Raw genomic sequence first — 26,105 nt, 5'->3', positions numbered from 1 at the left:
GTATTATCTGCTACATATCCCTGTGGTTGGCCACAGGATTCTAAGGTCGTATTTGGATCTCCAAATCCATCTCCATCAGCATCTGCATACCAGGTCGATTGACCGGTAACATCAGGATCATCATCATCGATAAGACCATCACAATCATTATCAATACCATCACAGACTTCAGTGGCTCCTGGATTGATCGCAGCTCCTCCATTATTCGGATCATCATTACAGTCGGTATTATCTGCTACATATCCCTGTGGTTGGCCACAGGATTCTAAGGTCGTATTTGGATCTCCAAATCCATCTCCATCAGCATCTGCATACCAGGTAGACTGACCGGTTACATCCGGATCATCATCATCGATAAGACCATCACAATCATTATCAATACCATCACAGACTTCAGTGGCTCCTGGGTTGATCGAAAGATCATTATCATTACAATCTCCAGCCTGGGTAGCATAACCCTCTCCAGGATTTTCACAGGTTTCAATATTAGTTGCTGCATCATCCACTCCAAACCCATCACCATCATTGTCTACATAATAAGTGGTCGTGCTGACTCCTTCATCGATCTGGCCATCACAGTTGTTATCGATGCCATCACAGATTTCAGTAGCTCCTGGGTTGATCGCAGCTCCTCCATTATTCGGATCATCATTACAGTCGGTATTATCTGCTACATATCCCTCTGGTTGTCCACAAGATTCTAAGGTCGTGGTTGGATCTCCAAATCCATCTCCATCAGCATCTTCATACCAGGTAGACTGACCGGTTACGTCTGGATCATCATCATCGATAAGACCATCACAATCATTATCAATGCCATCACAGACTTCAGTGGCTACTGGATTGATCGAAAGATCATTATCATTACAATCTCCAGCCTGGGTAGCATAACCCTCTCCAGGATTTTCACATGCATCAATATTGGTGGCAGCATCGTCTACTCCAAACCCATCACCATCATTGTCTACATAATAAGTGGTCGTGGTGACTCCTTCGTCGATCTGGCCATCACAGTTGTTATCGATGCCATCACAGATTTCAGTGGCTCCTGGGTTGATCGCAGCTCCTCCATTATTCGGATCATCATTACAATCGGTATTATCTGCTACATATCCTTCTGGTTGTCCACAGGATTCTAAGGTCGTGGTTGGATCTCCAAATCCATCTCCATCAGCATCTGCATACCAGGTAGATTGACCGGTTACGTCTGGATCATCATCATCATCGATAAGACCATCACAATCATTATCAATGCCATCACAGACTTCAGTAGCTCCTGGGTTGATCGCAGCTCCTCCATTATTCGGATCATCATTACAGTCGGTATTGTCTGCTACATATCCCTGTGGTTGGCCACAGGATTCTAAGGTTGTATTTGGATCTCCAAATCCATCTCCATCAGTATCTGCATACCAGGTAGATTGACCGGTAACATCCGGATCATCATTATCGATAAGACCATCACAATCATTATCAATACCATCACAGACTTCAGTAGCTCCTGGGTTGATCGCAGCTCCTTTATTATTCGGATCATCATTACAGTCGGTATTATCTGCTACATATCCCTCTGGTTGGCCACAGGATTCTAAGGTCGTAGTTGGATCTCCAAATCCATCTCCATCAGTATCTGCATACCAGGTGGACTGACCGGTAACATCAGGATCGTCATCATCGATAAGACCATCACAATCATTATCAATGCCATCACAGATTTCAGTGGCTCCTGGGTTGATCGCAGCTCCTCCATTATTCGGATCATCATTACAATCGGTATTATCTGCTACATATCCTTCTGGTTGTCCACAGGATTCTAAGGTCGTGGTTGGATCTCCAAATCCATCTCCATCAGCATCTGCATACCAGGTAGATTGACCGGTTACGTCTGGATCATCATCATCGATAAGACCATCACAATCATTATCAATACCATCACAGACTTCAGTGGCTCCTGGATTGATCGCAGCTCCTCCATTATTCGGATCATCATTACAGTCGGTATTGTCTGCTACATATCCCTGTGGTTGTCCACAAGATTCTAAGGTCGTATTTGGATCTCCAAATCCATCTCCATCAGCATCTGCATACCAGGTCGATTGACCGGTAACATCAGGATCATCATCATCGATAAGACCATCACAATCATTATCAATACCATCACAGACTTCAGTGGCTCCTGGATTGATCGCAGCTCCTCCATTATTTGGATCGTCATTACAATCGCCACCACCAATTACCGAGGGATCACCATCCCAGCCATCGGCATCAATATCGCATTCCACATAACCATCCCCATCGTTATCAACTTCGGTAGAAGCTAAATCAGTGGTTGTACAGTCGTTGATCTGACCATCACAGAGTTCAGGTGCTCCTGGATAAACCGTGGCATCATCATCATCACAATCGTCACCACCTATAACAGAACCAACTCCATCCCATCCATTTACATCAATCGTACATTCAATATATCCATCGCCATCATCATCTATCTCATTGGAAGGCAATGTAGCAGTGTTACAATTATTAATCTGTCCATCGCATAATTCCGGAGCCCCAGGAAAAACTGTATTCTCATTATCATCGCAGTCGTCATTTGTCAGACTCCATCCTTCACCGGGATCGCTGCAGAAAGAAGTACCCAAATCATTAATATCCCCAAAGCTATCTCCATCACTGTCTGTATAATATGTTGTTGGGGATGTACAGGATTCGATAATGTTGACTGAATAATCTTCTACCTGACCATAGGTTGAATCACCACAAGGTGTTCTATTTGCTCCACTAGGAAAAATCAAACGTATTCGCATACGTGTTATCCCTATTGAAGCACTATTTGGGATAGTAATGCTTCCTACCATAGGATTAACTCCTTCAGAATTCGTCAATACCTGTTCCCCTGGATCCGAAAAATCTCCATCTTGGTTGTAATCGATCCAGACAAAAAGTTCATCACGAGAATCAAAATTGGAAATTGTTGCTGAAAAATCATATGTCCCGTCCAATTCTACATCTGTCGAGATACTTGTAAAATCTTCAAATCCGGCAGTAGAAGTTGAAGGGTTATCAATAGTATTAAAAGTAATATTAGAAATTTTTTCAAATTGAGTGCTGGTTGCTCCGGCCTCACAATATCCAATTGTAAACAGAAGAGAGTTAGAATAATCAGAAGTATCCTGTTCACTACATTTACTTCGCACCTGGGCTTCGTATTCCTTATCAAAAATTAAATTGGGTAAATTCACATTGTTATAAAGAATATCGCTTATTTCAATCCAGGTTGATGAACCAGTTTCCCTGTAACGGATATCATAGGTCGAACCAGGTACTACCTCCCAACTTAACATTGGATCTTCAAAGGTTAAACCTGTTGGTATGGTTGCTGCAACACATTCTGGACCTTCACCTAAAATAACGGTGTAATCTTCAGTTTCTCCACCAAAATAAAGTCCGCAAGAACTTGGAATATTTCCCTGTCGGGCTACAATTCTCAATCTTGTAGGACCGGGTAGTACGCCATATGGAACTGTTAAGTTCACGTTAAAAGGTGTCGTTGATGTTATACCCGGGGGTAGAAAAACTTCTTCTTCCGGATCATCGAAGTCTCCGTCATAATTATAGTCTATCCATACACCATATCCTATTGAATAATTAGTTCCGGTCCATCCAGGAGTTATGGTTAAAGTATAACTGGTATTCTGTTCTAAGGACGTAGATAAACTGGTAAAATCTGAATATCCCCCATTTTCATTAGTGGAGCTGTTGTCTAACGCATTTAATTGAACACGAGCTATGTAGCTATCCGTTGTATTACCACTGGAATCACAGTAACTATAGGTATCTGTAGTGAATTGCAAAATACTTGAATAAGCTGTAGGAACTCCAGAACAAATACTTCGGACCTCAACCTCATATTCTGTTGTAATATTTAATCCAGTTATTTGTTGGTAAGGGTATAAAATATTTGAAATTGTAGTCCAATTAGTTTCACCTAGTTCCCGATATTGAAGTTCATAATAGTCCACTCCAGATTCTGGATCCCATGAAATGGTAGCTTCACCTCCAGTTATATCATGCGCGGTTAAGTTTTGTGGAATAGAATTAATATCGCAGGGGGTTCCTTCTCCTAACAGAATAGTATAATCTTCTACCTCACCTATGGTAAAAAATCCGCAGGGGTCCAAGTTACCCGGAATCCAATCTGGATCCGTATTCTCACCCGTATCATAGGTGCGGATTCTCATACGTTTTTCCCCGGCAGAGAAACCTAATGGCGCAGTAATATTAAAAGAATGCTCAGATATACCTGGCACGGATTGATATTCCAATTCACTAGAGTCGAAAATTTTATCATCGTTCCAGTCTATCCATACTGCCAAATAGGCTGAGGAAGTAGCCCCGACTATAACAGTCGTTAAGGTTTGGGTATCCCCAGGATCTATACAGGTTGCCAAACTAGAAAGATCTGAATAAAAGCTTCCGATAGAACTATGATTTATATCTCCAATAGACACATTAGAAATGTAGTATAGGTTTTGAACAACAAGGTCGTCTTCACCGGCTAAACAATATTGGGCATAGTCCGAATAACGAGATACCTCGTGTTTCATTTCTAATAGTGTTCGGGAATTGTCTGCTAGTGCTGGATCACCAATCTGGTCACCTAAAGGATCATCACTTTCTGGAGTACCTATATAAGTTATGGATGGATCTGATAAATAGGGAATAACGGGCCCAGGAAGACCATCAGAATACGTCATGATGGTTCTAAAATCTCCACCTGCCGTACCAGTTTCCTGATCCCTATAGCCACTAGACCAGGAATTTTCGGGCCAATCAACCCAATTGGTAGGTCCGGGACCAGAATCTTGATCATAATAATGATTCGCTCCCATATTATGAGAAAGTTCATGTATAAAAGTATATATGGAATTTACATTTCTAACTTTAACATTAGAGAATCCTTTATTAGGTTCACCATAGCGTGAAGTACATAGGTTGGCAATACCTCCAATACCATCCCCTACTAAATCAGTAAACATAGATACTAGATCAGCGTTATAGGTTTTGCGTAAATCGTGTACTTCATTTATAGAATTTGGACCTGTATCTGTACTACTGCGCAGAGCATTAAGATCTGTACCTGCACTAACTTCTGAATAATCTACTTGAGCAGAGTGAACCAGTTGAAAAAGAATTCCCAGTGAATTATTAGTGGAAATTTCGTTGGCTTGAGCGATGGCAGAAGCGATTGTGTTATTAATACTTCCTTCATTAGAATCGGCCCAGGCTTTAGCCGCCGGAGTATAAACAACCAAAACATCCACAATAGCAGGATCGGAAGTATTGGGCAAGGTGAGGCAGGTTTCTAATGGATCTACCAGTTTTTGATAATCCTGACTTTTTTCATTAGATTTTTTTAACGTCTTATAATCAAAACCTGTATTTCCGCAACCCTGGTCTTCGATACTTTCACTATCTATTTCAATCATATATGCCTCCTGACTATTCCGTTTTGTTCTCGTAGCATATCTTTCTTCCAAGCTAGGTATATCAACAGTAACAAAGTATGAATCTTCAGATATGCTAATGATGGAATAGGCATACTTATAATTTTTTAATTTTAAAGATAGGCTGGTAACACCATTTATATCTGTGCTCTTTCTTTCTATTATAGCAGTGAAGTTTTTATTTTTAAACAATCCTAATTGAATTTCATCACCAATAGATAATCCCGAATGATTTTTTACTTCAGGATTCAGTATAAAAGGACGAGCCCTTTTGGCCATTTTTAAAATGGGTAAATTATTTGGTGGCCCAATATTAATTTCATCCAGAATTTGAGAACCCGGAGCATTTATATTTATTGGAGTTTGCGCAAATAGACCTACTCCAAAAAAAAGGAAAAAACAAAAGATTATTTTTTTCAGAAAAAAACGATAGAAGTATAGAAATTTCATATGCCTGAGTTTTTGGTTGGTTGATAAAAAAAGTGTCCTGGTATAGTTCCAGAAATTTTGAGGCATAATAAAGAAACACGGGGGGAACTGGCTGAAATCAAATACCTATACAATTTGAAACGGCCATTGAAGAATTAATCACTGAAATAAAATACCAATTAATAGATTCCAATAAAATTAGGGTTTACCCTGATTTTCAGAAAATAATATTTTCCGATAAAGTAATTTGAATGAAAAGTAAATTGAAATCATACCCTACGATTTAATAATTGATAATTCGTTTGCTCAAAATATTTGATTCAGGAAATCGATATCGTAGGGAGATCCGAAATAATGTTTAAAACAATAAAATTTTAAGTTTAAACAAAGTAGTTGAATTATTCTGTTTAAAAACTAAGGGTTTTCCATTAAAAATTTGATTTACAGAGACTTATAAATTAAAAGATCATCATTTAGTATAAGTTTAACTGTGTTTTTTCAGGAAATTCTACACTAGACCGTATTTTTAGAAGTATTTCTTACAACTAACTAAAATAAACCAATGGATACCTACCATTTAGAGCTAAATGATGTAGACGATATCATCCCGGAACTGGCCAATCACCTGGGTACTATATACAACGAAGACCTCGGTGAATATATTTTAAAAATCCCCAATTCAAAGGGTGAAGGCGAGATCAGGGTGATCAACTTTCCCAACGGTATTGGTTTGTATACCTATCATTGCAAATTTAAAGAGGACCTGCAGCTGAACCTTAACCATTTAAAGGTAAAGCCAATACGGTTTATTTATTGTGTTGAAGGTTCTTTAAATAGCAGTTTTGCTCATAACCAGGCATGCACCTCTATTATTGAGCATGAATATCTAATCGCTGCCCCCAGGGAAAATGAAACACATAATCTCCATTTCCCCAAAGACCAGGAAATTGAGCTTTGCTATTTAGAGATCGACCGACTCAAATTTCAGAATTATATTTCCTTTGATCTAAAGGAACTGGAACCAATCTTTTTCGAATTATTCAGTGATTGCAGCGCAAAGAATAGAATTTCAGAAAAATCCCGTTTCAGCATTAAAACTGCTGAATCTATCAAGGAACTCAGAAACTCTGATATTACAGGCTTTCCCAGGATCAATTTCATAGGTGCCAAAGCTCTTGAGATTTTAAGCTATATGCTGAACAGTATTAAGAGAGATGATCAAAATACCAGAAATTCCGGTTTAAATGAAAAGGATATTAAGGCTATAGAAAAAGCCGTAGAATATATAGATGCCAATATTTCCAATACAGGTACAGTAACCGATCTTTCAAAAGTTGCCGGTGTGAACATCAATAAACTTCAGGAGGGTTTTCAATCCATATTCGGGAAAACTGTGAATGAATACATCAGAGATGTAAGGCTTACCAGGGCTTTAAATATTCTTCTGGCCGGTAACAAAAATGTTAGTGAAGTGGTTTATGAACTGGGATTATCCAGTAGAAGCTATTTTTCCAAGATCTTTAAGGAAAAATATGGGGTTTCCCCCAGAAAAATACTTTCCAGAAAAATCGGTTCTCAAGATCTCAAGGAGAACTAAGTCCGCTCAGTTAACTACCTGTTTTTCAGTTCGAAAAAATAAAATAGGGTGTTTCTCCCCTTTTCTTATAAGCTTGTTTTTGAGTATCTTAGAGACAAGATTTAACAAACGAAAATCCGTGTTTGGATAGGGAGGTTACAGGACAATTTGGGGTCATCAATTGTCATTCAAAAGTTAGAACTGCGATCCTGTAATATTGAAAATACATCTTATCATGCTCCCAGATCAGAATAAAATCTGTCCTTTTTTGAATTAGCCATTTTAAAAAACACGGATTTTCGTTTTTTCGCCATTTTCCTTCTAATAAACACAAAGAATCTCCACGTTTTAATACCCTGAAAAAGCTCAATACTTCGTATATTCAGGCCTGTTTTCAAACCAAATTTATAATGAAATTACAAGTAAAGAAAGGCCTAAGCGTTTTCGCTCTGGTTTCAATAATGGGCTATTGTAATGGCCAGGAAAATGAACAAAAATCTATGAGTAATCCTTTGCTAGCAGAATGGACCGGCCCCTACCAGGGAGTTCCGGCCTTCGATAAAATGAAAGTTGACCTTGTAAAGCCGGCGGTTCGAAAAGGCATGGAAATGCATCTCGCAGAAATTGATAAAATTACCGCAAATTCAGAAGAACCTACTTTTGAGAATACTATTATTCCTATGGAAAAAGCCGGGGAAGAATTGGATCGTGCTTTTACCTATTACGGGATCTTCAGTAGTAATATTTCAAGTCCAGAATTCAGAGAGGTGCAGAGGGAACTAGCGCCAGAGATCTCGGAATTCTCTTCTAAGATCAGTCAGAATGAAGAACTTTTCAAACGTATAAAAATCGTCTATGAAAAATCACAGAAGAATCCACTGGAACCTGCAGAACAAAGGGTCATAGACCTTATCTACGAAGATTTTGCCATGCAGGGTGCTGAACTTAATAAAGAGGATAAGCAACGCTATGCGGCTATAAATAAAGAATTATCTGGATTATACACGCAGTTCTCTAATAATGTCCTTGCAGATGAAGAGAATTATGTTATCTACCTAGACAAGGATCAATTAGGTGGTTTACCTGAATCCTATATAAAATCTGCTGCCCAGGCTGCAGAAGAGCGTGGCGAAAAAGGCAAATATGCCGTTACCAATACCAGGTCCTCAATGGATCCTTTCCTCACCTATTCTACCGAAAGGGAATTGCGTGAAAAGGTGTGGAAAAATTACTATTCCCGTGGCGATAATGGAGATGAATACGATAATAACGAGATAGTAAAGAAGATCCTGAAGCTACGTGATGAAAGGGTGGAACTTCTGGGTTACGACAATTATGCCGAATGGAGACTACAAAACCGAATGGCAAAAAATCCCGAAAATGCCATGGACCTTATGATGAAGGTATGGCCTGCGGCACTAGCAAGAGTTGAAGAAGAAGTTCAGGATATGCAGGAAATTGCAAATGCCGAAGGAAAGGATATTACCATAAAACCATGGGATTACCGCTTTTATGCTGAAAAGGTTAGAAAAAAGAAATATGACCTGGATAGCGAAGAAGTAAAACAATACCTGGAATTAGGAAATCTTACCCAGGCATTGTTCTTCACCGCCGGAGAATTATTCAATTTTGAATTTACTCCTGTAGAAGAAGGCTCAGTACCAGTATTCCATGAAGATGTAAAAGTGTGGGAAGTTACAGACAAAGATTCAGGAGAGATCGTTGGTCTTTGGTACCTGGATCCATATGCTCGTCAGGGTAAAAGATCTGGGGCATGGGCGACCACCTATCGCAGTTACAGCGAATTAATGGGTGAAAAACCAGTCCTTGCTTCAAATAATTCTAACTTTATTGAACCCGCGCCCGGTGAGCCTGTTTTAGTGTCCTGGGATGATGCTGAGACATTTTTCCATGAATTTGGACATGCACTGCATTTCCTTTCGGCAGACATCAAATATCCAACCTTAAATAGCGGGGTAAGAGATTATACTGAATTCCAGTCCCAGTTACTGGAAAGATGGTTATCTACAGATAAGGTGATCAATCAGTTTTTGAGACATCACGAAACCAATGAGGTGATCCCGGAAGAGTTGGTGAAAAAGATCAAGAAAGCTTCTACTTTTAACCAGGGATTTGCGACTACAGAGTTCCTTGCATCTGCGATCATGGATATGAAATATCATACCACAGATCCAGATGAGATCGATCCAGATACTTTTGAAAGAGAAACGCTGAAGGAATTGAACATGCCTGAAGAGATTGTGATGCGTCACCGAACTCCTCATTTTGGCCATGTTTTTTCAGGCGAGGGTTATGCCACCGGTTATTACGGCTATTTATGGGCAGATGTGCTTACCTCTGATGCTGCAGAAGCTTTTGCGGAAGCACCGGGAGGTTTCTACGATAAGGAATTGGCAAATAAACTTGTGAAGGACCTGTTCGCACCAAGAAATGCCATGGATCCTGCGGAAGCTTATAAAAAGTTTCGAGGCAGAGATGCAAAGATCGATGCTTTAATGCGCGATCGTGGTTTCCCTGTTCCGGAAACAGAAAATAAATAATTTAAATTCCATTTATTAAAAATGCCCTGAGATCTCAGGGCATTTTTAATTTAATTAGTGAAACAGAGTTTCTATTCTGCCTTATTTCTAATTTTAAATCTAAGTCATTAGTATTTTTAACTCATTCCTTTCTTTATACATTCAGCAATTTTAATCGCGCGCTTTACCTGATGCGTAATCGATGTTTTAGACTTTTCATCAAGATTATCTACTCCCCCGTTGGTACTGAAACCGTATGGATTACCACCAGTTTTAAAAAGTTCCTCTGAGGTATATCCCGGTGCTGCAACTATAGCCCCCCAGTGATACATGCTTTTGTATAGAGAAAGCAAGGTGGTTTCCTGGCCCCCATGCGGGTTTTGTGCACTGGTCATACCAGAAACTACTTTATTTACCAGTTTGCCCTGGCTCCAGAGACCACCGGTGGTATCGAAAAAGGCCTGCACCTGAGAAGGTAAATTTCCGTATCTCGTAGGAATACTGAAAATAATAGCATCAGCCCAATCCAGATCGTCTAATTCGGCTGTTTCTATATCCTGGGTGGCCTGATGATGCTTTTTCCAGGCATCATTAGACTCTATAGCTTCCTTAGGAGCAGTTTCTCTAATTCTCCTTAACCTCACTTCGTGTGTTCCTTCAGATTTAGCAGCTTCAGCAGCCCATTTTGCCATCTGATGATTCGTACCGGTTGCGCTGTAATATATAATTGCAATATTCATAATTATGTAATTTATTTTATCTTCACCGTAACTTAATCAGATTCCTCGGAAACAACTTTTAAATTTTTTATAAATTTTAAATGAAAAATCTATATTGAAATTAATGCATCAGGATTTTCACAAACATTTTAAAATTTATAAACCTTACGGATACCTCAGCCAGTTCATTACCAACCAAAGAACAGCCGGCAAGTTCAAACTACTAGGCGAATTGCATGATTTTCCTGAAGGCACCATGTCTATTGGCAGGCTGGATAAGGATTCTGAAGGTCTATTATTACTTACTACTAATGGTAAACTGAGCACTAAGATCACCGCTGGAAATAGCGAAAAGGAGTATTATGTACAGGTGGACGGTGAGATCACCGAAGATGCTATTACAAAAATGCAGACCGGAGTAGAAATCAGTATTTACGGTAAAGCCTATCAAACTAAAGAATGTAAGGCCGAGATCCTGAAAGAAAGACCTGTCTTCCCTGAACGCGCGAAAAAAATACGAGATGAACGCCATGGACCTACCAGCTGGATAAGCGTTACTTTGACCGAAGGTAAATTCAGGCAGGTCAAAAAAATGACAGCTGCTGTAGGATTCCCAACCCTAAGACTGGTTAGAGTAAGAATAGGCAAAGAAACACTGGAAAACATGCAGGCTGGCGAAGTAATCCCAAGGGAAAGCTTTAACCTATAGTGCTATTATAGGAGTTCTAGCAGCTGGAAAGGTCTAGTTTGAAAGCTTCTCCAAATAGCAGGAAAGTTTCCTTCGCTTTACTGGCAGCTGAATCAATTTCAGCATCAGAAAAATCGCGTGATCTCAGGAATTTTAAATATTCGTTCCAGCCCTTTATACCGTCACGTTTTCCATTAAAAAATAGTTGTTCCGGGATCTCGTCAAAAAAAGAACATTTTTTCAATTCCTTCCCAATGAGCATCCCTCCCATCGCTGAGCCTTCCAGAACATAAGCTGCGCCAATGGCTTCAGCTTCAGAAGAACATGAAAAATCAAGGGAGCAAGTGAAGTTTTCTACCCCAATCCCCCGAAGGTCCTCTTTAAGTCTCATTGACTTATCGCTGGAATATCCAGATATGAATTTCGTGATCTCTGCTTCGGCATTTTCATAAGCCAGAAAATTCTGAAATAGCAGGTTTTTATATTCCTCAAGATCTATGGATTGATCCATGATCTTATTGGCAAGATTTTCTTTTTCCAGTTCCCGGTGTAATTCGGCCGTTTCTTCCCTCAATCTATTCAACATCTTCGTCATCCAGCTTAAATTGATTTATCGCCTTTCTAATCCTTTCAATATTCTCCCTGTGCTCTGCGTTATCCTCGTTAATCTTATCCAGAAAATCATAGATCTGGTTAACCGTGATCTTGTTGTCCCTGATACGCTCTCTTAATTCATCTCTCGCCACCATGTTAATAATGACCTTTTTAAAGAGAGGTTCAAGCTTCTCGGCAAGGTTATTCATATGCTTCTTGAGAATATACCCGGAAGCTCCATTTAAAATAGTATTCGCAGCGAGTTCTTCGTCATTGATGGTCCCGGTAATAAAAATAAAAGCGATTTTCTCATCATACTCCTTTACCAGCTCCATTACGTCCAGACCAGTGCAGGTTGGAAGGTTATAATCTGAAAGCACAACATCTGGGGCGAAATTAACCAGAAGGTCATGACAGTCATCCAGATTATCTGTGACTTCTATCTCAGGATTTTTTATTGCCTTTTTTATTTGCCTCTGGATTAAGGCTGCATCGGTCTCCTGGTCTTCTACCAGTAATATTCTGAGAGATGTATTGATCATTATTACACTGCGTCTAAAAAGTACGCGAAAATATCACAAAGCGGCATAATTAACAATTTTGAATTGTTAAACATAGAAGTAGAAGGTGGTTCCTTTGCCCAGTTCACTATCTGCCCATATTTTCCCATCGTGTTTTTCGATGATCTTTTTAACGATGGCTAGTCCTATGCCGGTTCCTTTGTAGTTGTCTCCGGAATATCTGGAGAACAGGTCAAAGATCTTTTCACTATAAACAGGATCAAAGCCCACTCCATTGTCCTTAACATAATAAACAGTTTTCCTGTCTATGTTCTTCGACCCTATTTCTATTTTAGGATCCTTAGACCTTTCGCTATACTTCAGCGCGTTGGTAATAAGGTTAGACCAGATCTGGCTGAGCATCCTTTTATCCCCAACGATTTTGGGCATATTTTCTTCAACCTCGATACTGGTATGGGGATAATTTGATCTTACATTGAAAGAAACAAAAATATCCTGGATCATATTATTCACAGAACTAGTCATCTTCCTGATATCCTGATTGGATACTCCTGCAAAATCTAGTATGTTATCGATAAGATCCTGCATTTCTTCAACAGAACTAAGAATGGTATCCACGGCTAATTGCCCTTCCTTTTGCAGATCTGCATAATGATCTTCTTTAAGTATATGTGCATACCCATCGATACCTCTTAATGGAGCTTTAAGATCGTGGGATAAACCCTGGCTGAATAATTCCAGTTCGTTGTGCGCAGTAATCAATTGGTTATTCAGTGTATCGATCTCCTTCTTCTGATTTTCCAGAATGATATAACTTACACTTTCACCTAACTTGCGGGCAGCGTTTATCTCGAAATCCTTCCAGGCATCGGCAACTCCGGTTAATTCTTCGGTCCATTTTTCAAAAGACTTCCTGGGAGTTAGACGGTCCTTCTCTTTATCATAGGTCGCTTTATTTTCAGGATTTCCACCCCAATCTACAGTTTGTACCGCCTCTGGTCTAAACCAGATAATAAAATCACGTTCTCCCTGTCCTAATCTTATACTTAGAATACCAGAACCTTTGTCCTTAAAAGTCTCGGCAACAGGATATTCCTGCATTAAACTACGGCTGAAGTAAAGACTGTCTTTCTTTTTAGCCAGAAAGTTCTTGATAAGCTTTTTAACCTGGGCCTTTTCGGGAGTATTTCCTGCAAGTTTGATCTTTCCACCTAAAACCACAGCTGCACCGGAACAGGGAAATAGATCGGTTACTTTTACGGTTGAATGGATCAATCCTTTTTTGATATTCTCTACTTGATTTACCTGATCGATCAATTTTGTACTGAACCTGTCAAGTTTTTCGACATTCCGCACAAAACTATTAGAGTTCTTTAAAGACAATTCATTCGAAAAGATCTGTATAAGGAATTCGCAGGTTTGTCGCTGATAATAATTAATATATTTCGCCTCAGAATGATGACAGGCCAGTAATCCCCATAGTTTACCATTGCTGATAAGTGCCGCCGTAAGCGAGGCGCCTACCTGCATATTTTGAAGATATTCTATGTGAATAGGTGAAACCGCGCGTAATTTTGAATTACTAAGATCCAGTGGTTTTCCATCAATTGGAGAAAGCGTAGGAACGATCTCTACAGGAGAATAGTTTACATCTGTAATTATGCGCACCCTGTTCTTAAGGAACAATTCCCGGGCTTGTTTTGGAATATCACTAGCGGGATAATGCAGTCCCAGCCAGCTTTCCATATTTTCATTTTTCTCTTCAGCGATCACCTTGCCGTTCCACTCTTCATCGAATTTGTAGATCATCACCCTGTCATAACCAAAAATGGACTTGGTGGTCTTCGCGGCATCTTCGCAAAGTTCATCGGCAGTTTCTGAAGCGCTTAAAGTATTTAAAAGACTGGAAAGATTCTTCTGAAAATCAAAACTGTTCTTCTTGGTATCTACAGGTTCAATATCAAGGATAAGGTTTTCTCCGGAAATATGAGGGATCACCACAAAATCCCGGTCGTTGATCACCGCTTCCTTAACCTCAAAGACACCGTGTCCCAACACCGTGCCTTTAATTTCTTCAGACGAATTAGCATCCAGTAAAACGTCCAGATCCTTACCCAGAAGGTCTTCCGCAGAGATCCCGAAAATATCCTTACAATTCTCCCCTATCTGGGTGATCTCACCAGTAGATTTATTGCAGGAAACAAGAACCCCGTGAGACTGGGTCGCACCAATAATATGGATAGGTTCTTTTTCGCAACTTGAGAGATCTACTTTTTCAGGGTACTGAACATTCTCGGGCATTATAATTTTATGCTTTTAATTTAAAATAGAAAGTACTTCCTACACCTTCCTGCGAATCCACCCAAATTGTACCTTCATGTAAAAGCACGATCTTTTCAACATGGGCCAGACCTACCCCGGTTCCTTCCATACTCTCGTTACCTGGAACACGGTTAAAAATGGTAAAAATGTTCTTCTGATCTTCTTTGGAAATTCCCAATCCATTATCCATAATGGAAAATACCCAGTAATCGTTTTCCTTATAAGAAGAGATCCTTATCTCCGGATCCCTGTCTTCGGGAACATATTTTATGGCATTACTAATAAGGTTTTGGAACAACAGCCTAAGCTCTACTTCGTATCCCTTAAGTTTCGGAAGAGCGCCGGTATGAATTTTGGCGTTGGCATCCTTGATACTTTTACCAAGATCATATTTAACGACCTCAACAATTTCTTTAGTATCTACAAGGGTTTTCTCGCCATTCTTACCAATTCTGGAATGTTCCAGCAAAGCGCGAATCTGGGCCGAAAGCCTGTCTGACGCGTTCTTGATATACTTAATATAGTTTTCACCTTTTTCATCCAGCTTACTGGCATACATTTTCCCAAGAACATCACTACCAAATTTAATGGTCGCCAATGGTTCCTGAAGGTCATGTGAACAAATAGAAACGAATTGTTCCAGATCCCTGTTAGCTCTTTCAAGATCGGCCTTTTGCTCTCTTAATTGTTCCTGAGCAATTTTAAGAGCTGAAATATCAACGCAAGTATACCTGATGGTGATCAGGTTTTCATTTTCATCCTTCTCTGCAGTAGCATTAAGAATTACCGGTAGGATCTCTCCTTTTTTGGTAACCATGTTCTGCTCGAGATTAATTAATTCTCCAGATTTCTTAATACTTGTTTTCAGCTTCATCGCCGTTAACTGCGAATCCTTATCAAACAACTCTTGAATTGCCATTCCTATAAGGTCATCTTTGGATTCATAACCAAGTTTTTGAACAGCTTTTTTATTGCACTGAACGATCTTGGATGTTTTTGGATCTACACTAACGTGCAACACGGGATCATCCTCATAGAATGACTTGAACCTTTTTTCACTGGCGATCAATTTCTCCTTGGATTTCTGGATAGTCTCGATATCAATAAATGAAATAACTACTCCGTTTACCTCATTATTTGAGTCCATATAAGGACTAATTCGTTGCAGATAGTTCTTACCTTCCCTGGATACTATATGTTTTTCCAGGGTCTTACCATTGTCAAGAACTTTCTGACACCTGTCCAGGAAATTCTGCTTTCTGGTAAGCCCAAAGCTGTTGGTGAAATTATCTATAGGTCTACCTATATCACCGTTTATCAAGCTGAAATGCTTCTTGATAGCCGGGGTGAATTTCCTGATCTTGAAATCTGAATCGAGAAAAATAACCCCAATATCGGTACTTTTAAGAAGGTTGTTCATGTCTGCGTTTAAAGCAGCCAGATCGTCCATCTTCTGAATATTCTCAGCATTCACCGTGTTAATCTCTTCGTTAACACTTTGCAGTTCTTCATTGGTGCTCTGCAATTCCTCGTTAGAAGCGAGTAGTTCTTCATTTGCCGCCTGTAATTCTTCATTACTGGTTTCGATCTCCTCCAGTGAGGTTTGCAGATCTTCCTTGGTGCTTTTTAGCTCATGTTCAAGGTTAGCGACATATTCTTTTGTCTGGTTGCTAGGACTTATCTTTTGAACCTCTTCAACCTCTTCAAAGTTCAATTCTTTTTCAATGAAGGTGATCACGTAATTGGTTTCACCTTCCAGGCTATGGTCTGTAAATGGTTTTATTACGATATCGGCTCCAATATTGCCATTCTTCTGTTTGATGACCACATCACGATAAACAACTCTTTCCTTTTGTTTAAAGGCTTTATTGAATGTAGACTGAACGATATATTTAAGGTCGCTGTCTAACATATCCAGAAGGTTTATCGAAAAACCAGTTAAAGGCAGGTTGGCATATTTTCTAAATTCACCTACCGCCTGAAGGATATTATATTCTGCATCTACAAATACCGAAGCTCCACCGAATTGCTCTAAAATGGTTTCGTTGAGTTCGTTCTGAAGCTTCTGCCTGATAGGATTGCTTGATTGATTTCTGAATCTTTTCTTATCGCGTTCCGCCTTATTTTCTATAAGGGAGGCATTCAATCCGCCGCTCGCATTAGCATGGCTAATCCCATTCTTTATCCTTGTGCTAGGTTTTATATTCTTATAGATCTTCCATCTGCGATCTATTTCAGCAAAATTCTCTTTGTGGCTATGCACGCTTTCGCTAGTTCCAAGAACCAGAACTCCATCCTTTTTAAGAGCATAATGCAGCATATTCATGGCTTTCTTCTGGATGCTATTCTGGAAATAGATCAAAAGATTTCTACAAACCACAATATCCATATTACTAAATGGAGGGTTCTTGATTATGTTATGTTTTGAAAAGATTACCGTTCTTCTGATCTTCTCTGAGATCTGGTAACCATTTGTTTTACTCAGAAAGTATTTCAGAAGAAAATCTTTGGAAACATCTGCTACGATACTTTCAGGATATATTCCTTTACTACCTATATCCAGATGTGGCTGAGAAATATCGGTTGCAAAGATCTTGATCTCAAGATCCTTACCTTGTTTATCCATTTCTTCGTGCAGACACATGGCAAAAGAATAGGCTTCCTCTCCAGTGCTGCAACCTACATCCCATAATTTCAGGGTGTCGCCGTCATTCTTTTCCTCGATAAGTTTTGGAAAAACATCTTTTCTTAGAATTTCCCATACTTTATCATCACGAAAGAACTTGGTAACACCAATAAGAAATTCCCTGTACAGGATCTCTACTTCCTCTTCTTCCTCCTGCAGGTATTCGTAATATTCTCTTAGATTCTTACACTTACAGATATTCACCCTACGGGCCACTCTGCGTGCAAGCGTAGCATATTTATATTCTCTAAAATCCAGGCCTGCCTGCTCATCTATATAATTAAGGATCTTATTTAGCTCCTTTTCGTCATACTGCACATCACCATCTTCAAAATGGAAAATTGGTGGTGCGGTAATAAATTCCTTCAACTCAGGTCCCATTTCTTCCACAGGTAATATATAATCTACAAGGCCAGTATTAATGGCACTCTTAGGCATTCCATCGAATTTGGATTCTGCCGGATCCTGTACCATGACCATTCCATCATTTTCTTTAATAGCTCTCACTCCCCTGGTACCATCGCTCCCGGTTCCACTCAATACAATACCAATACTTTTCTCCTTACGCTGCTTGGCCATAGATTCAAAGAACATATCTATAGGCAGGTTAAGAGTCTGATTATTTGGTTTATCTGTAAGTTTCAGGGAATTACCATCCAGGACCAAATTATTCGCGGGCGGAATTAAATAAACATGCCCTGGTTTTACTTCCATATCATCGGTAATCTGAACTATTGGAAGATTCGTATTCTTCTTTAATAATTCTCCCATCATACTTTTATAATCGGGAGACAAATGTTGAATTACCACAAAAGCATTCTTATCGCCGGCGGGAATATTCTTGAAAAAAGCTTTCAATGCCTCCAGTCCTCCGGCACTTGCACCCACAGCAATAATGCGGGTATCTTGAATATTGTTTTCTTTTACAGACTCAGCTGTAGAACGCGTCTTAGTACTTTTCATTAATCTGAGTAGTAGGTTTTTACTTGAATAATCCAATAGATCATTCGCAATCTGTAATTATAAAATATTTTTTTCGCTGCAAATGATACTATTCAAACAATTATTGTATCAAATGCCTGTATTTCTCAGCAATTCCTATTCTTCGAGGGTTACTTTGTGGAAATTTCATGCCAGAATTTCTATTTGAAATAGTCGATTAGGATAATTCCTACTAAAAGGACCTGACATAATTACAGAATGTTGCCATTTCTGCAAATATTTGGATTTCTTAAGAAACTTAAATTATAAATAACATTTTTTTAAGACTTGGCCTATAGATCTTTTTTTCCACCAAAATTAGGAAATATCATATCCTTAAAATTCAGGGTAGATAAGCTTTAAATCAACATGATTAAATTCGAAAACATAAATATATAGAGGTTTATCAGAGACTCTGTTTAAGATTTTTTACAGGATTTTATGTTTTTCTTAATGCAAGCTTCCACAAAATCAGGGTAAATTATCCTCTCAAAATTAATGCTAACCAATATTATTGGCTTTGTCGCACGGTCTTTGCCCAATACAGGGCGGAACTAATTGGCAGAAAGCCAATAAAAATTGAACCAAAAAAACAAAAATGAAGACATTAGTTATTGGAGCAGGAAACATGGGATTAACTTACGCTGAAGGAATGGCGCAATCTGCAATGTTGAATAGAAGAAACCTTATGGTTTTTGATAAGTCGGCAGATGTGATTGCAAGATTACGTGATCTTGACCATTTCGACGTATTTGAATCACTGGAAGAATGCCTGCCCAAAGCAGATATGGTATTCATAGCTGTAAAACCCTACCACTGTGATGAACTTTTTGAGGAAATGAAACCTATGGTTAATAAGGACCAGATATTTGTATCCCTTATGGCCGGAGTTACTATAAATAAGATTCAGGAAGGTCTTGGAGTAAAAAAAGTAGTAAGATCAATGCCTAACCTACCCGCTCAGGTTGGGAAAGGAGTTACTTCTTATACAGAATCTAAAGAAGTATCCAGAGTAGAGCTATTAATGGTACGCAACCTATTAGATACTACTGGTGAATCAATTCATGTAGAAAACGAAAATTATATAGATGCCTCTACCGGTATTTCTGGTAGTGGACCGGCATATGTTTTCTATTTCATGAACTCTATGCTGGAAGCAGCTCAGAAAATGGGATTCTCTAAAAATGATTCCAAGGTATTAGTAAGCCAGACCTTCGAAGGCGCAGTAGAATTATTCAACCAAAACGACCTTTCTCCAGATACCTGGATGGACCGTGTAGCTTCTAAAGGTGGAACTACCAGGGCGGCCCTTGATTCCATGGACGATAATAACGTAAAGGAACTGATCAAAGATGCAGCCTATGCAGCATTTGATCGCGCCGTAGAACTTGGAGAAGAGAAAAAATAATATTCAAAAGTTAGATAAACACTCTAAAATGGATACAAAGAGAAGAATTGTTGTAAAAGTTGGTACCAATGTAATGACCAACAAAGACAATAGAATTTTAGGACCTGTATTAAAAAGTCTGGTAAGACAAATAGCGACCTTATATGAAGAAGATATAATGGTAGTACTGGTTTCTTCAGGTTCGGCGATTGCCGGAAAAGAAATTCTTGGAGAAATAAGTATAGAAGATGAAAGTAAACGTAGACAGGTGTACTCATCTGTAGGACAACCAAGAATGATGCGTCATTACTATAGCATTTTCCATGACTACGGAATGAGATGTGCGCAGGTTCTGGCCACCAAACGTGACTTTAGCCCTGGAATTCACAGAGAAAACATGATCAATTGTTATGAATCTCTTCTTTCTGAAGGAATTATTCCAATTGCAAATGAAGATGACGCGGTTTCTGTAACCATGTCTATGTTCTCTGATAATGATGAATTGGCCAGCCTGGTTGCTGAACTAATAGGCGCTGAAAAACTTATTATATTAAGTGATACTGACGGATTGTATACCGGGCATCCTGAAGATGAAGATTCCGAAAAACTGAATAAAGTTCAGGTTGATGAAAATGTTGAAAAATATGTTCAGGAATCTGACAAAGGTGAAGGCGAAGGCCGTGGCGGTATGGAATCCAAGATCAAGATCGCCAAAGGTACTGCCGCCAAAAATATCACTACTTACATTGCCAACGGTAAACGTGAAGATGTGATCCTTGATATTATGGCAGGAAAACCTGTTGGTACAAAATTCACCTCGTAAATAAATAGATTAACTAAACTAAAAGAAACGAAGAAATGAAGTTGATAAAATCTGAAACTAAAAATAACGTACTTAAATCCATGATGAATATCCTGGATAAAAGACGTAAAGAAATTATTGAAGCGAACAAAAAGGACCTTGAAGCTTTCAGTAAGGACGATCAGGCAATGTATGATAGATTGATCGTTGATGAAAAGAAGGTTGACGGAATGATCCAGTCTGTTAAAGAAGTAATGGAACAGGAAGATCCCGTTGGACAGGTGATCGAGCATCGTAAGCTGGATACAGGTCTTGATATTACCAATAAAACAGCTCCTTTCGGAAATATAATGATCATTTATGAATCCAGACCAGATGTAACTATCGAGGCTGCGGTTCTTGCTTTTAAAGCAAATAACAAGATCTACTTAAAAGGTGGTAAAGAAGCCATTAATAGTAATAAGATTCTTGAAGAGTGCTGGCATGAAGCCCTTGAAGAAAATGGACTTGGAAAAGAATGGATCAAGTTGCTTCACCTTGACAGAACTGAGACCCAGGAATTCCTAAAAAATCCACCAGAACAATTAGATCTTATCGTACCACGTGGTGGTGAAAGATTGATCGCATTCGTTAAAGAGCACGCTACCGGAGCAGTACTGGTAAGCGGTAGAGGAAACAATTTCCTATATGTCTCTAAAAATGCAGATTTTGATGTCGCTAAAAAAGTGATGTTAAATGCGAAAATAGATAAAATCTCAGGTTGTAATGCCCTGGATAAAGTTCTTGTAGATAAGAATATCGAAGGATATGAATCTAAATTGAAAGAACTTGAAGAATTATTCAGAGATAATAAGGTAAATATTCTTGTTGATGATGAAGTATCTAAAGTATTAACCGATGCTGAAAAAGTACCTTCTGAAGATACCTGGTACGAGGAGTTTCTAGCAATGAAAATTGTTATCGGAGCGATCGATGGGCTGGATGCAGCTATCGAAAAGATCAACCAGTATTCTGGAGGTCACTCTGCTTCTATTATCACAAAAGATAAAGATGAAGCTCTTACCTTTATGGAACAGGTAGACAGTGCTGCGGTATACCATAATGCTTCCACAAGATTTACTGATGGAGGACAAATGGGAGTTGGTGCAGAGCTGGCGATCTCTACAGATAAACTTCACCATAGAGGTCCACTAGGATTGAAACAATTAGTGACTAATAAATACTATGTTCTTGGTGAAGGGCACGTAAGAGTATAATTACTCGAAACATATAAATTAGAAAAGGCGCCATTGGGCGCCTTTTTCCTTTGTAACATTTTTAATAATATAGAGTCTTATATTGCAAAGATCTTTTTTTATGAAAAAAATAATAATGGGAGTCGCTGCAGCATCCCTGCTTTTTGCCTGCAAGACTCAAAATGTACCTCAAACCCAAACAGAACAACCTATAGTTGCCAGCATAAATCTTGTAGACGTACAGGATGATAAGGTCTGGGTAACCGTAGATCCAGACAGGTTCACTGTAGACAGCACAACTTTCAACATCCCTAAAACTGTTCCTGGAACTTATTCTGAAGACAATTACGGGAAGTTCTCTGAAGGTTTTAAAGCACTTGACTACAAGGGCAATGAATTAGCCTTTACTAAACTCGATGATAACAGCTACAGCATTACCGACGCCAGGAATCTGGATAAAGTAATGTATCAGGTGAACGATTCTTTCGACTGGGAAAATGAAGGCGGAGTTTATTCCATGGCGGGAACAAACATCCTGAAAGATGAGAATTTCCTGCTTAACCTTCACGGTTTCGTAGGCTATTTCGATAAAATGAAAGAAAAAGAATTTCGTCTTGAAATTGTACGCCCGGCAGATCTTATTCCTGCCTCTTCCTTAACTGTAGACAATACGACTTCTGGAGAAAATAATACCAAAACAGACGTTTTTAAACTGGACAGGTACTTCGAGGTTATAGATAATCCTATCATGTATTCGGCACCAGATACTACAAGTTTCATGGTTCAGGATATGCAGGTTCTATTGAGCGTTTATTCGCCAAATAAAAAACATTCGGCACAGAGCTTAAAGCCTGGTATGGAGAAAATGATCCGTGCTCAAAAGAGATTCCTTGGTGATATTAACAGCACCGATAAATACGCCATCCTGGTTTATTTATCAGACTCTCCGGGCGAAGGTAACGCCGGTAATTTTGGAGCTTTAGAACACCATACTTCCACCGTGGTAGTAATGCCAGAATCTATGGAGCCAAAAGCCCTTGATAAAAGCATGACCGATATTGTTTCTCATGAATTCTTTCACATAATCACTCCGCTGGGAATACATTCTAATGAGGTGCATTATTTCGATTATAACGACCCAAAGATGTCTCAGCATTTATGGATGTATGAAGGGGTGACCGAATATTTCGCTAACCTTTTCCAGGTGAATCAAGGCCTTATCAATAACCAGGAATTCTATAATAGAATGGTAGAAAAGATCACTACCTCTCAAAGGTTTGATGACACGGTGCCATTTACCGTAATGAGCAAGAATATTCTGGAAGATGAATATAAAGACAGCTATTACAATGTATATCTGAAAGGTGCTTTAATAGGAATGACCCTGGACATTCGCCTTAGAGAATTGAGCGGAGGAAAAATGGGTATCCTGGATCTAATGAAGAAACTAAATGAAAGATATGGTAAGGACAAACCTTTTAATGATGATGAATTAATCCCTGTGATCGTAGAGCTTACTTATCCTGAGATCCAGGAATTCTTTGATACTTATGTAAGTGGAAAAACTCCGATTCCTTACGATGAGTTCTTTGAAAAAGTAGGACTTGAAGAAAAAGAGATGATGACCGAGGTTGGATATTTCATTAACGGACAAACCCCATATATCACCGCTAATCAACAAACCATGGAGATCCTTTTCAGAGATAACATGGAATTGAACACATTCCTGAAAGATCTTGGAATTGAGGGTGGAGATACCTTGAAATCTGTAAATGGAACCGAATATAACATTAAGAATGTATACGACCTTATTATGGCCAGCCAGAACTGGAGTGAAGGTAACGACATTACGATGACGGTTAAAAGAGACGGGGAAGAAATAAAACTGGAGGGTAAGATCTCAACTCCTAAGGACATGGATAAGACTTACGTGGAAATGCAGAATGCAGATGGAGAACAGATAGAACTCCGTAACGCATGGCTTAAGGGCTAATCACCATTTGAATTTGATTTAAAAGCGGCAGGAATTTCCTGCCGCTTTTTTTATGCTATATTTTGTGCTTTAGCATTCTTAACTTATTATCTTTAAATTCAAAACCAACCAGCCTTTTATGGAAATTCCAATCCTCCAGGATATAGTAATTATTTTAGGACTATCTATAGTTATTATACTTGCCTTCAATAAGTTAAAACTGCCTGCAATCCTAGGATTTCTAATCGCTGGGATCATTGCCGGACCTCATGCCTTTAATTTAATAAGTTCACAGCACGAGGTTGAATTACTTTCTGAAATTGGGATCATTTTCCTGCTTTTTGTCATTGGTATTGAGCTCTCTCTAAAAGGGCTGGCCTCTATAAAAAAGATCATTTTTCTGGGGGGAGGTTTACAGGTTGGAGGCACGATCCTTATTACCGTGGGAATCTCATCGATCCTGGGTTTATCTCTTAACACTTCTATTTTTCTGGGCTTCCTTTTTAGCCTGAGTAGTACGGCGATAGTTCTCAAATTGCTCCAGGAAAGGGGCGAAATGTCTACCCCTCATGGAAGGATTGGTTTAGGGATCCTGATTTTCCAGGATATTATCGTGGTACCTATGATGCTTTTCACGCCATTACTGGCTGGTGAAACGCCCAATATTCTTTCTACAATAGCAATTATGGCCATCAAGATTCTGTTGGTGCTGGTAATTGTTTATATCCTGGCGCGCTATGTAGCGCCGAAGATATTTGGATGGGTAGTAAAGACCAAGAATCAGGAGTTGTTCATATTAACTGTAGTTGTATTCTGCTTTGGAGTGGCCTGGCTAACTTCTACTGTGGGTCTTTCACTGGCATTAGGAGCATTTTTCGCCGGACTTATTATTTCTGAATCAGATTACAGCCACCAGGCAACCGCGAACGTACTGCCGTTCAGGGAGATCTTTATCAGCTTTTTCTTTATATCTGTAGGAACGCTTCTGAATCTTGAATTTTTCATAGAAAACCTGGTAATAATCTTTCTTTTGGTAATTGGTGTAGTACTCCTGAAGATGCTGGTTGTGGCCGGAACCGTACTTATTTTAAAATATCCGGCCAGGACGGTATTCCTGGCTTTATTCAGCTTATTCCAGGTTGGGGAATTCTCACTTCTACTTTCGGGTGTAGGTAAGGAAAACGGTCTTATTCCGGAAAATATTTATCAGTACTTTCTAGCGATCTCGATCATCACCATGGGAGTAACCCCTTTCCTAATCACTTCTGCTCCAAGGATCACCTATGCCTTGCTTAAAGCACCAATTCCATCGGGCGTTAGGAAGAGATTGGAGAACATAAAAAAAAGCACCAAGGCCGAAGAAGAGTTCTCAGAGGAAAGTCTTCATGATCACCTGATAGTTATAGGCTACGGAATTAACGGATCGAACATATCTAAAGCAGCAAGAAAGGCTGAGATTCCTTACGTTCTAATAGATACGAGCCCAGAAAGCTTTGAAAAGGCTAAAAAAAATAATGAACCCATCATTTTTGGAGATGCTACGCAGGCTACAATTCTAAAACATGCTCACGTGCAGGAAGCAAGGGTCATCGTAATCGCGATATCAGATCCCGGGGCAACCAGGAAAATGCTTACCAGTATCAGGCAGTTCACTCAAACCGCGACTATCATCGTAAGAACTAAATACGTCAAGGAAATTGAAGATGCCATAAGACTTGGTGCAGATGAAGTGGTGCCCGAAGAATTCGAAACTTCCATAGAGATCTTTACCAGGGTATTGAAGAAATATCTGGTTCCATTTGATGAGATCCAGGAATTTATTAACCAGATTCGATCTTCAGATTACGAGATGCTGACATCCATGAAAAAGAGTCCGCACTCCCCTGCCCTACAGCATTTGAACATTCCCAATAAGGAGATCGTTACCCTAAAGGTGCAACGTGATAATCACCAGATCGTTGGAAAAACCATAGAAGAATCTGGTATTGGCAAGAATTACCGGGTAACGCTTCTAGCTATTCATCGGGACCGCATGTACCTCACCGAAATATCACCAGATACAGTTATTAAACAGGGTGACTTGCTATACCTATTTGGGCATCCTAATAATATTAACCATTTAAATAAATTGCTTTCCTTTTAATCT

The 26,105-nt window shown here is 39.2% G+C and carries 14 protein-coding genes; 8 read left to right on the top strand and 6 right to left on the bottom strand.

The window, feature by feature from the left end; all coding sequences use genetic code 11:
* Positions 1 to 5,957, bottom strand: a 5,957-nt coding sequence (locus C8P64_RS15295) for a MopE-related protein (RefSeq protein ID WP_211307621.1), incomplete at its 3' end; no start/stop codon positions are given.
* 541 nt (positions 5,958 to 6,498) lie between these two features.
* On the opposite strand from C8P64_RS15295, the gene C8P64_RS15290 reads away from it, so the two are divergent.
* Positions 6,499 to 7,533, top strand: a complete 1,035-nt coding sequence (locus C8P64_RS15290; RefSeq protein WP_108172942.1) for a helix-turn-helix transcriptional regulator — start codon at positions 6,499 to 6,501, stop codon at positions 7,531 to 7,533.
* A 389-nt stretch (positions 7,534 to 7,922) separates the two neighbouring features.
* A complete protein-coding gene (locus C8P64_RS15285; RefSeq protein WP_108172941.1) occupies positions 7,923 to 10,073 on the top strand; it encodes a M3 family metallopeptidase in 2,151 nt (716 codons plus the stop codon).
* A 116-nt stretch (positions 10,074 to 10,189) separates the two neighbouring features.
* Here C8P64_RS15285 and wrbA read toward each other — a convergent pair whose 3' ends face one another.
* Positions 10,190 to 10,792 carry an NAD(P)H:quinone oxidoreductase gene (gene wrbA / locus C8P64_RS15280; RefSeq protein ID WP_108172940.1) on the bottom strand — a complete coding sequence of 201 codons (603 nt, stop codon included), beginning with the start codon at positions 10,790 to 10,792 and terminating at the stop codon, positions 10,190 to 10,192.
* A gap of 103 nt (positions 10,793 to 10,895) precedes the next feature.
* On the opposite strand from wrbA, the gene C8P64_RS15275 reads away from it, so the two are divergent.
* Positions 10,896 to 11,480 carry a pseudouridine synthase gene (locus tag C8P64_RS15275; RefSeq protein ID WP_108172939.1) on the top strand — a complete coding sequence of 195 codons (585 nt, stop codon included), beginning with the start codon at positions 10,896 to 10,898 and terminating at the stop codon, positions 11,478 to 11,480.
* A 16-nt stretch (positions 11,481 to 11,496) separates the two neighbouring features.
* On the opposite strand, the gene C8P64_RS15270 is transcribed toward C8P64_RS15275, so the two are convergent.
* From C8P64_RS15270 to C8P64_RS15255, 4 genes are all read right to left on the bottom strand, one after another.
* A complete protein-coding gene (locus C8P64_RS15270) occupies positions 11,497 to 12,054 on the bottom strand; it encodes a biliverdin-producing heme oxygenase (protein ID WP_245889714.1) in 558 nt (185 codons plus the stop codon).
* Positions 12,035 to 12,595 carry a response regulator gene (locus C8P64_RS15265; protein ID WP_108172937.1) on the bottom strand — a complete coding sequence of 187 codons (561 nt, stop codon included), beginning with the start codon at positions 12,593 to 12,595 and terminating at the stop codon, positions 12,035 to 12,037. Before C8P64_RS15265 ends, C8P64_RS15270 begins: the two co-directional genes overlap by 20 nt.
* A gap of 66 nt (positions 12,596 to 12,661) precedes the next feature.
* Positions 12,662 to 14,875, bottom strand: coding sequence for an ATP-binding protein (locus tag C8P64_RS15260; RefSeq protein ID WP_108172936.1), 2,214 nt, complete (start codon positions 14,873 to 14,875; stop codon positions 12,662 to 12,664).
* 7 nt (positions 14,876 to 14,882) lie between these two features.
* Positions 14,883 to 18,545 carry a chemotaxis protein CheB gene (locus tag C8P64_RS15255; protein ID WP_108172935.1) on the bottom strand — a complete coding sequence of 1,221 codons (3,663 nt, stop codon included), beginning with the start codon at positions 18,543 to 18,545 and terminating at the stop codon, positions 14,883 to 14,885.
* Positions 18,546 to 19,161: 616 nt separating this feature from the next.
* Between C8P64_RS15255 and proC the strand changes: the two genes are divergently transcribed.
* The 5 genes from proC to C8P64_RS15230 all read left to right on the top strand — a co-directional run bounded on the left by proC (position 19,162) and on the right by C8P64_RS15230 (position 26,102).
* Complete coding sequence (proC, locus tag C8P64_RS15250; protein WP_108172934.1) at positions 19,162 to 19,971, top strand: pyrroline-5-carboxylate reductase; 810 nt, start codon at positions 19,162 to 19,164, stop codon at positions 19,969 to 19,971.
* A gap of 28 nt (positions 19,972 to 19,999) precedes the next feature.
* A complete protein-coding gene (gene proB, locus C8P64_RS15245; protein ID WP_108172976.1) occupies positions 20,000 to 20,773 on the top strand; it encodes a glutamate 5-kinase in 774 nt (257 codons plus the stop codon).
* A gap of 35 nt (positions 20,774 to 20,808) precedes the next feature.
* On the top strand, positions 20,809 to 22,008 hold the full coding sequence (locus C8P64_RS15240; RefSeq protein WP_108172933.1) for a glutamate-5-semialdehyde dehydrogenase: 1,200 nt from the start codon (positions 20,809 to 20,811) through the stop codon (positions 22,006 to 22,008).
* Positions 22,009 to 22,108: 100 nt separating this feature from the next.
* A complete protein-coding gene (locus C8P64_RS15235) occupies positions 22,109 to 23,980 on the top strand; it encodes a M61 family metallopeptidase (RefSeq protein WP_108172932.1) in 1,872 nt (623 codons plus the stop codon).
* A gap of 118 nt (positions 23,981 to 24,098) precedes the next feature.
* A complete protein-coding gene (locus C8P64_RS15230; RefSeq protein WP_108172931.1) occupies positions 24,099 to 26,102 on the top strand; it encodes a monovalent cation:proton antiporter family protein in 2,004 nt (667 codons plus the stop codon).
* Positions 26,103 to 26,105: the final 3 nt, after the last annotated feature.

The organism is Christiangramia gaetbulicola, assembly GCF_003054225.1.
Lineage (GTDB): Bacteria > Bacteroidota > Bacteroidia > Flavobacteriales > Flavobacteriaceae > Christiangramia > Christiangramia gaetbulicola.
The sequence above is the reverse complement of the archived record's forward strand: the minus strand, read 5'-3'. Positions and strand labels throughout refer to the sequence as shown.

Coding starts and splice junctions, on each gene's coding strand:
- C8P64_RS15240 (WP_108172933.1), top strand. CDS start 20,809: ATGAAGTTGATAAAATCTGAAACTAAAAATAACGTACTTAAATCCATG.
- wrbA (WP_108172940.1), bottom strand. CDS start 10,792: ATGAATATTGCAATTATATATTACAGCGCAACCGGTACGAATCATCAG.
- C8P64_RS15275 (WP_108172939.1), top strand. CDS start 10,896: ATGCATCAGGATTTTCACAAACATTTTAAAATTTATAAACCTTACGGA.
- C8P64_RS15255 (WP_108172935.1), bottom strand. CDS start 18,545: ATGAAAAGTACTAAGACGCGTTCTACAGCTGAGTCTGTAAAAGAAAAC.
- proC (WP_108172934.1), top strand. CDS start 19,162: ATGAAGACATTAGTTATTGGAGCAGGAAACATGGGATTAACTTACGCT.
- C8P64_RS15260 (WP_108172936.1), bottom strand. CDS start 14,875: ATGCCCGAGAATGTTCAGTACCCTGAAAAAGTAGATCTCTCAAGTTGC.
- C8P64_RS15270 (WP_245889714.1), bottom strand. CDS start 12,054: ATGACGAAGATGTTGAATAGATTGAGGGAAGAAACGGCCGAATTACAC.
- C8P64_RS15290 (WP_108172942.1), top strand. CDS start 6,499: ATGGATACCTACCATTTAGAGCTAAATGATGTAGACGATATCATCCCG.
- C8P64_RS15285 (WP_108172941.1), top strand. CDS start 7,923: ATGAAATTACAAGTAAAGAAAGGCCTAAGCGTTTTCGCTCTGGTTTCA.
- C8P64_RS15235 (WP_108172932.1), top strand. CDS start 22,109: ATGAAAAAAATAATAATGGGAGTCGCTGCAGCATCCCTGCTTTTTGCC.
- proB (WP_108172976.1), top strand. CDS start 20,000: ATGGATACAAAGAGAAGAATTGTTGTAAAAGTTGGTACCAATGTAATG.
- C8P64_RS15265 (WP_108172937.1), bottom strand. CDS start 12,595: ATGATCAATACATCTCTCAGAATATTACTGGTAGAAGACCAGGAGACC.
- C8P64_RS15230 (WP_108172931.1), top strand. CDS start 24,099: ATGGAAATTCCAATCCTCCAGGATATAGTAATTATTTTAGGACTATCT.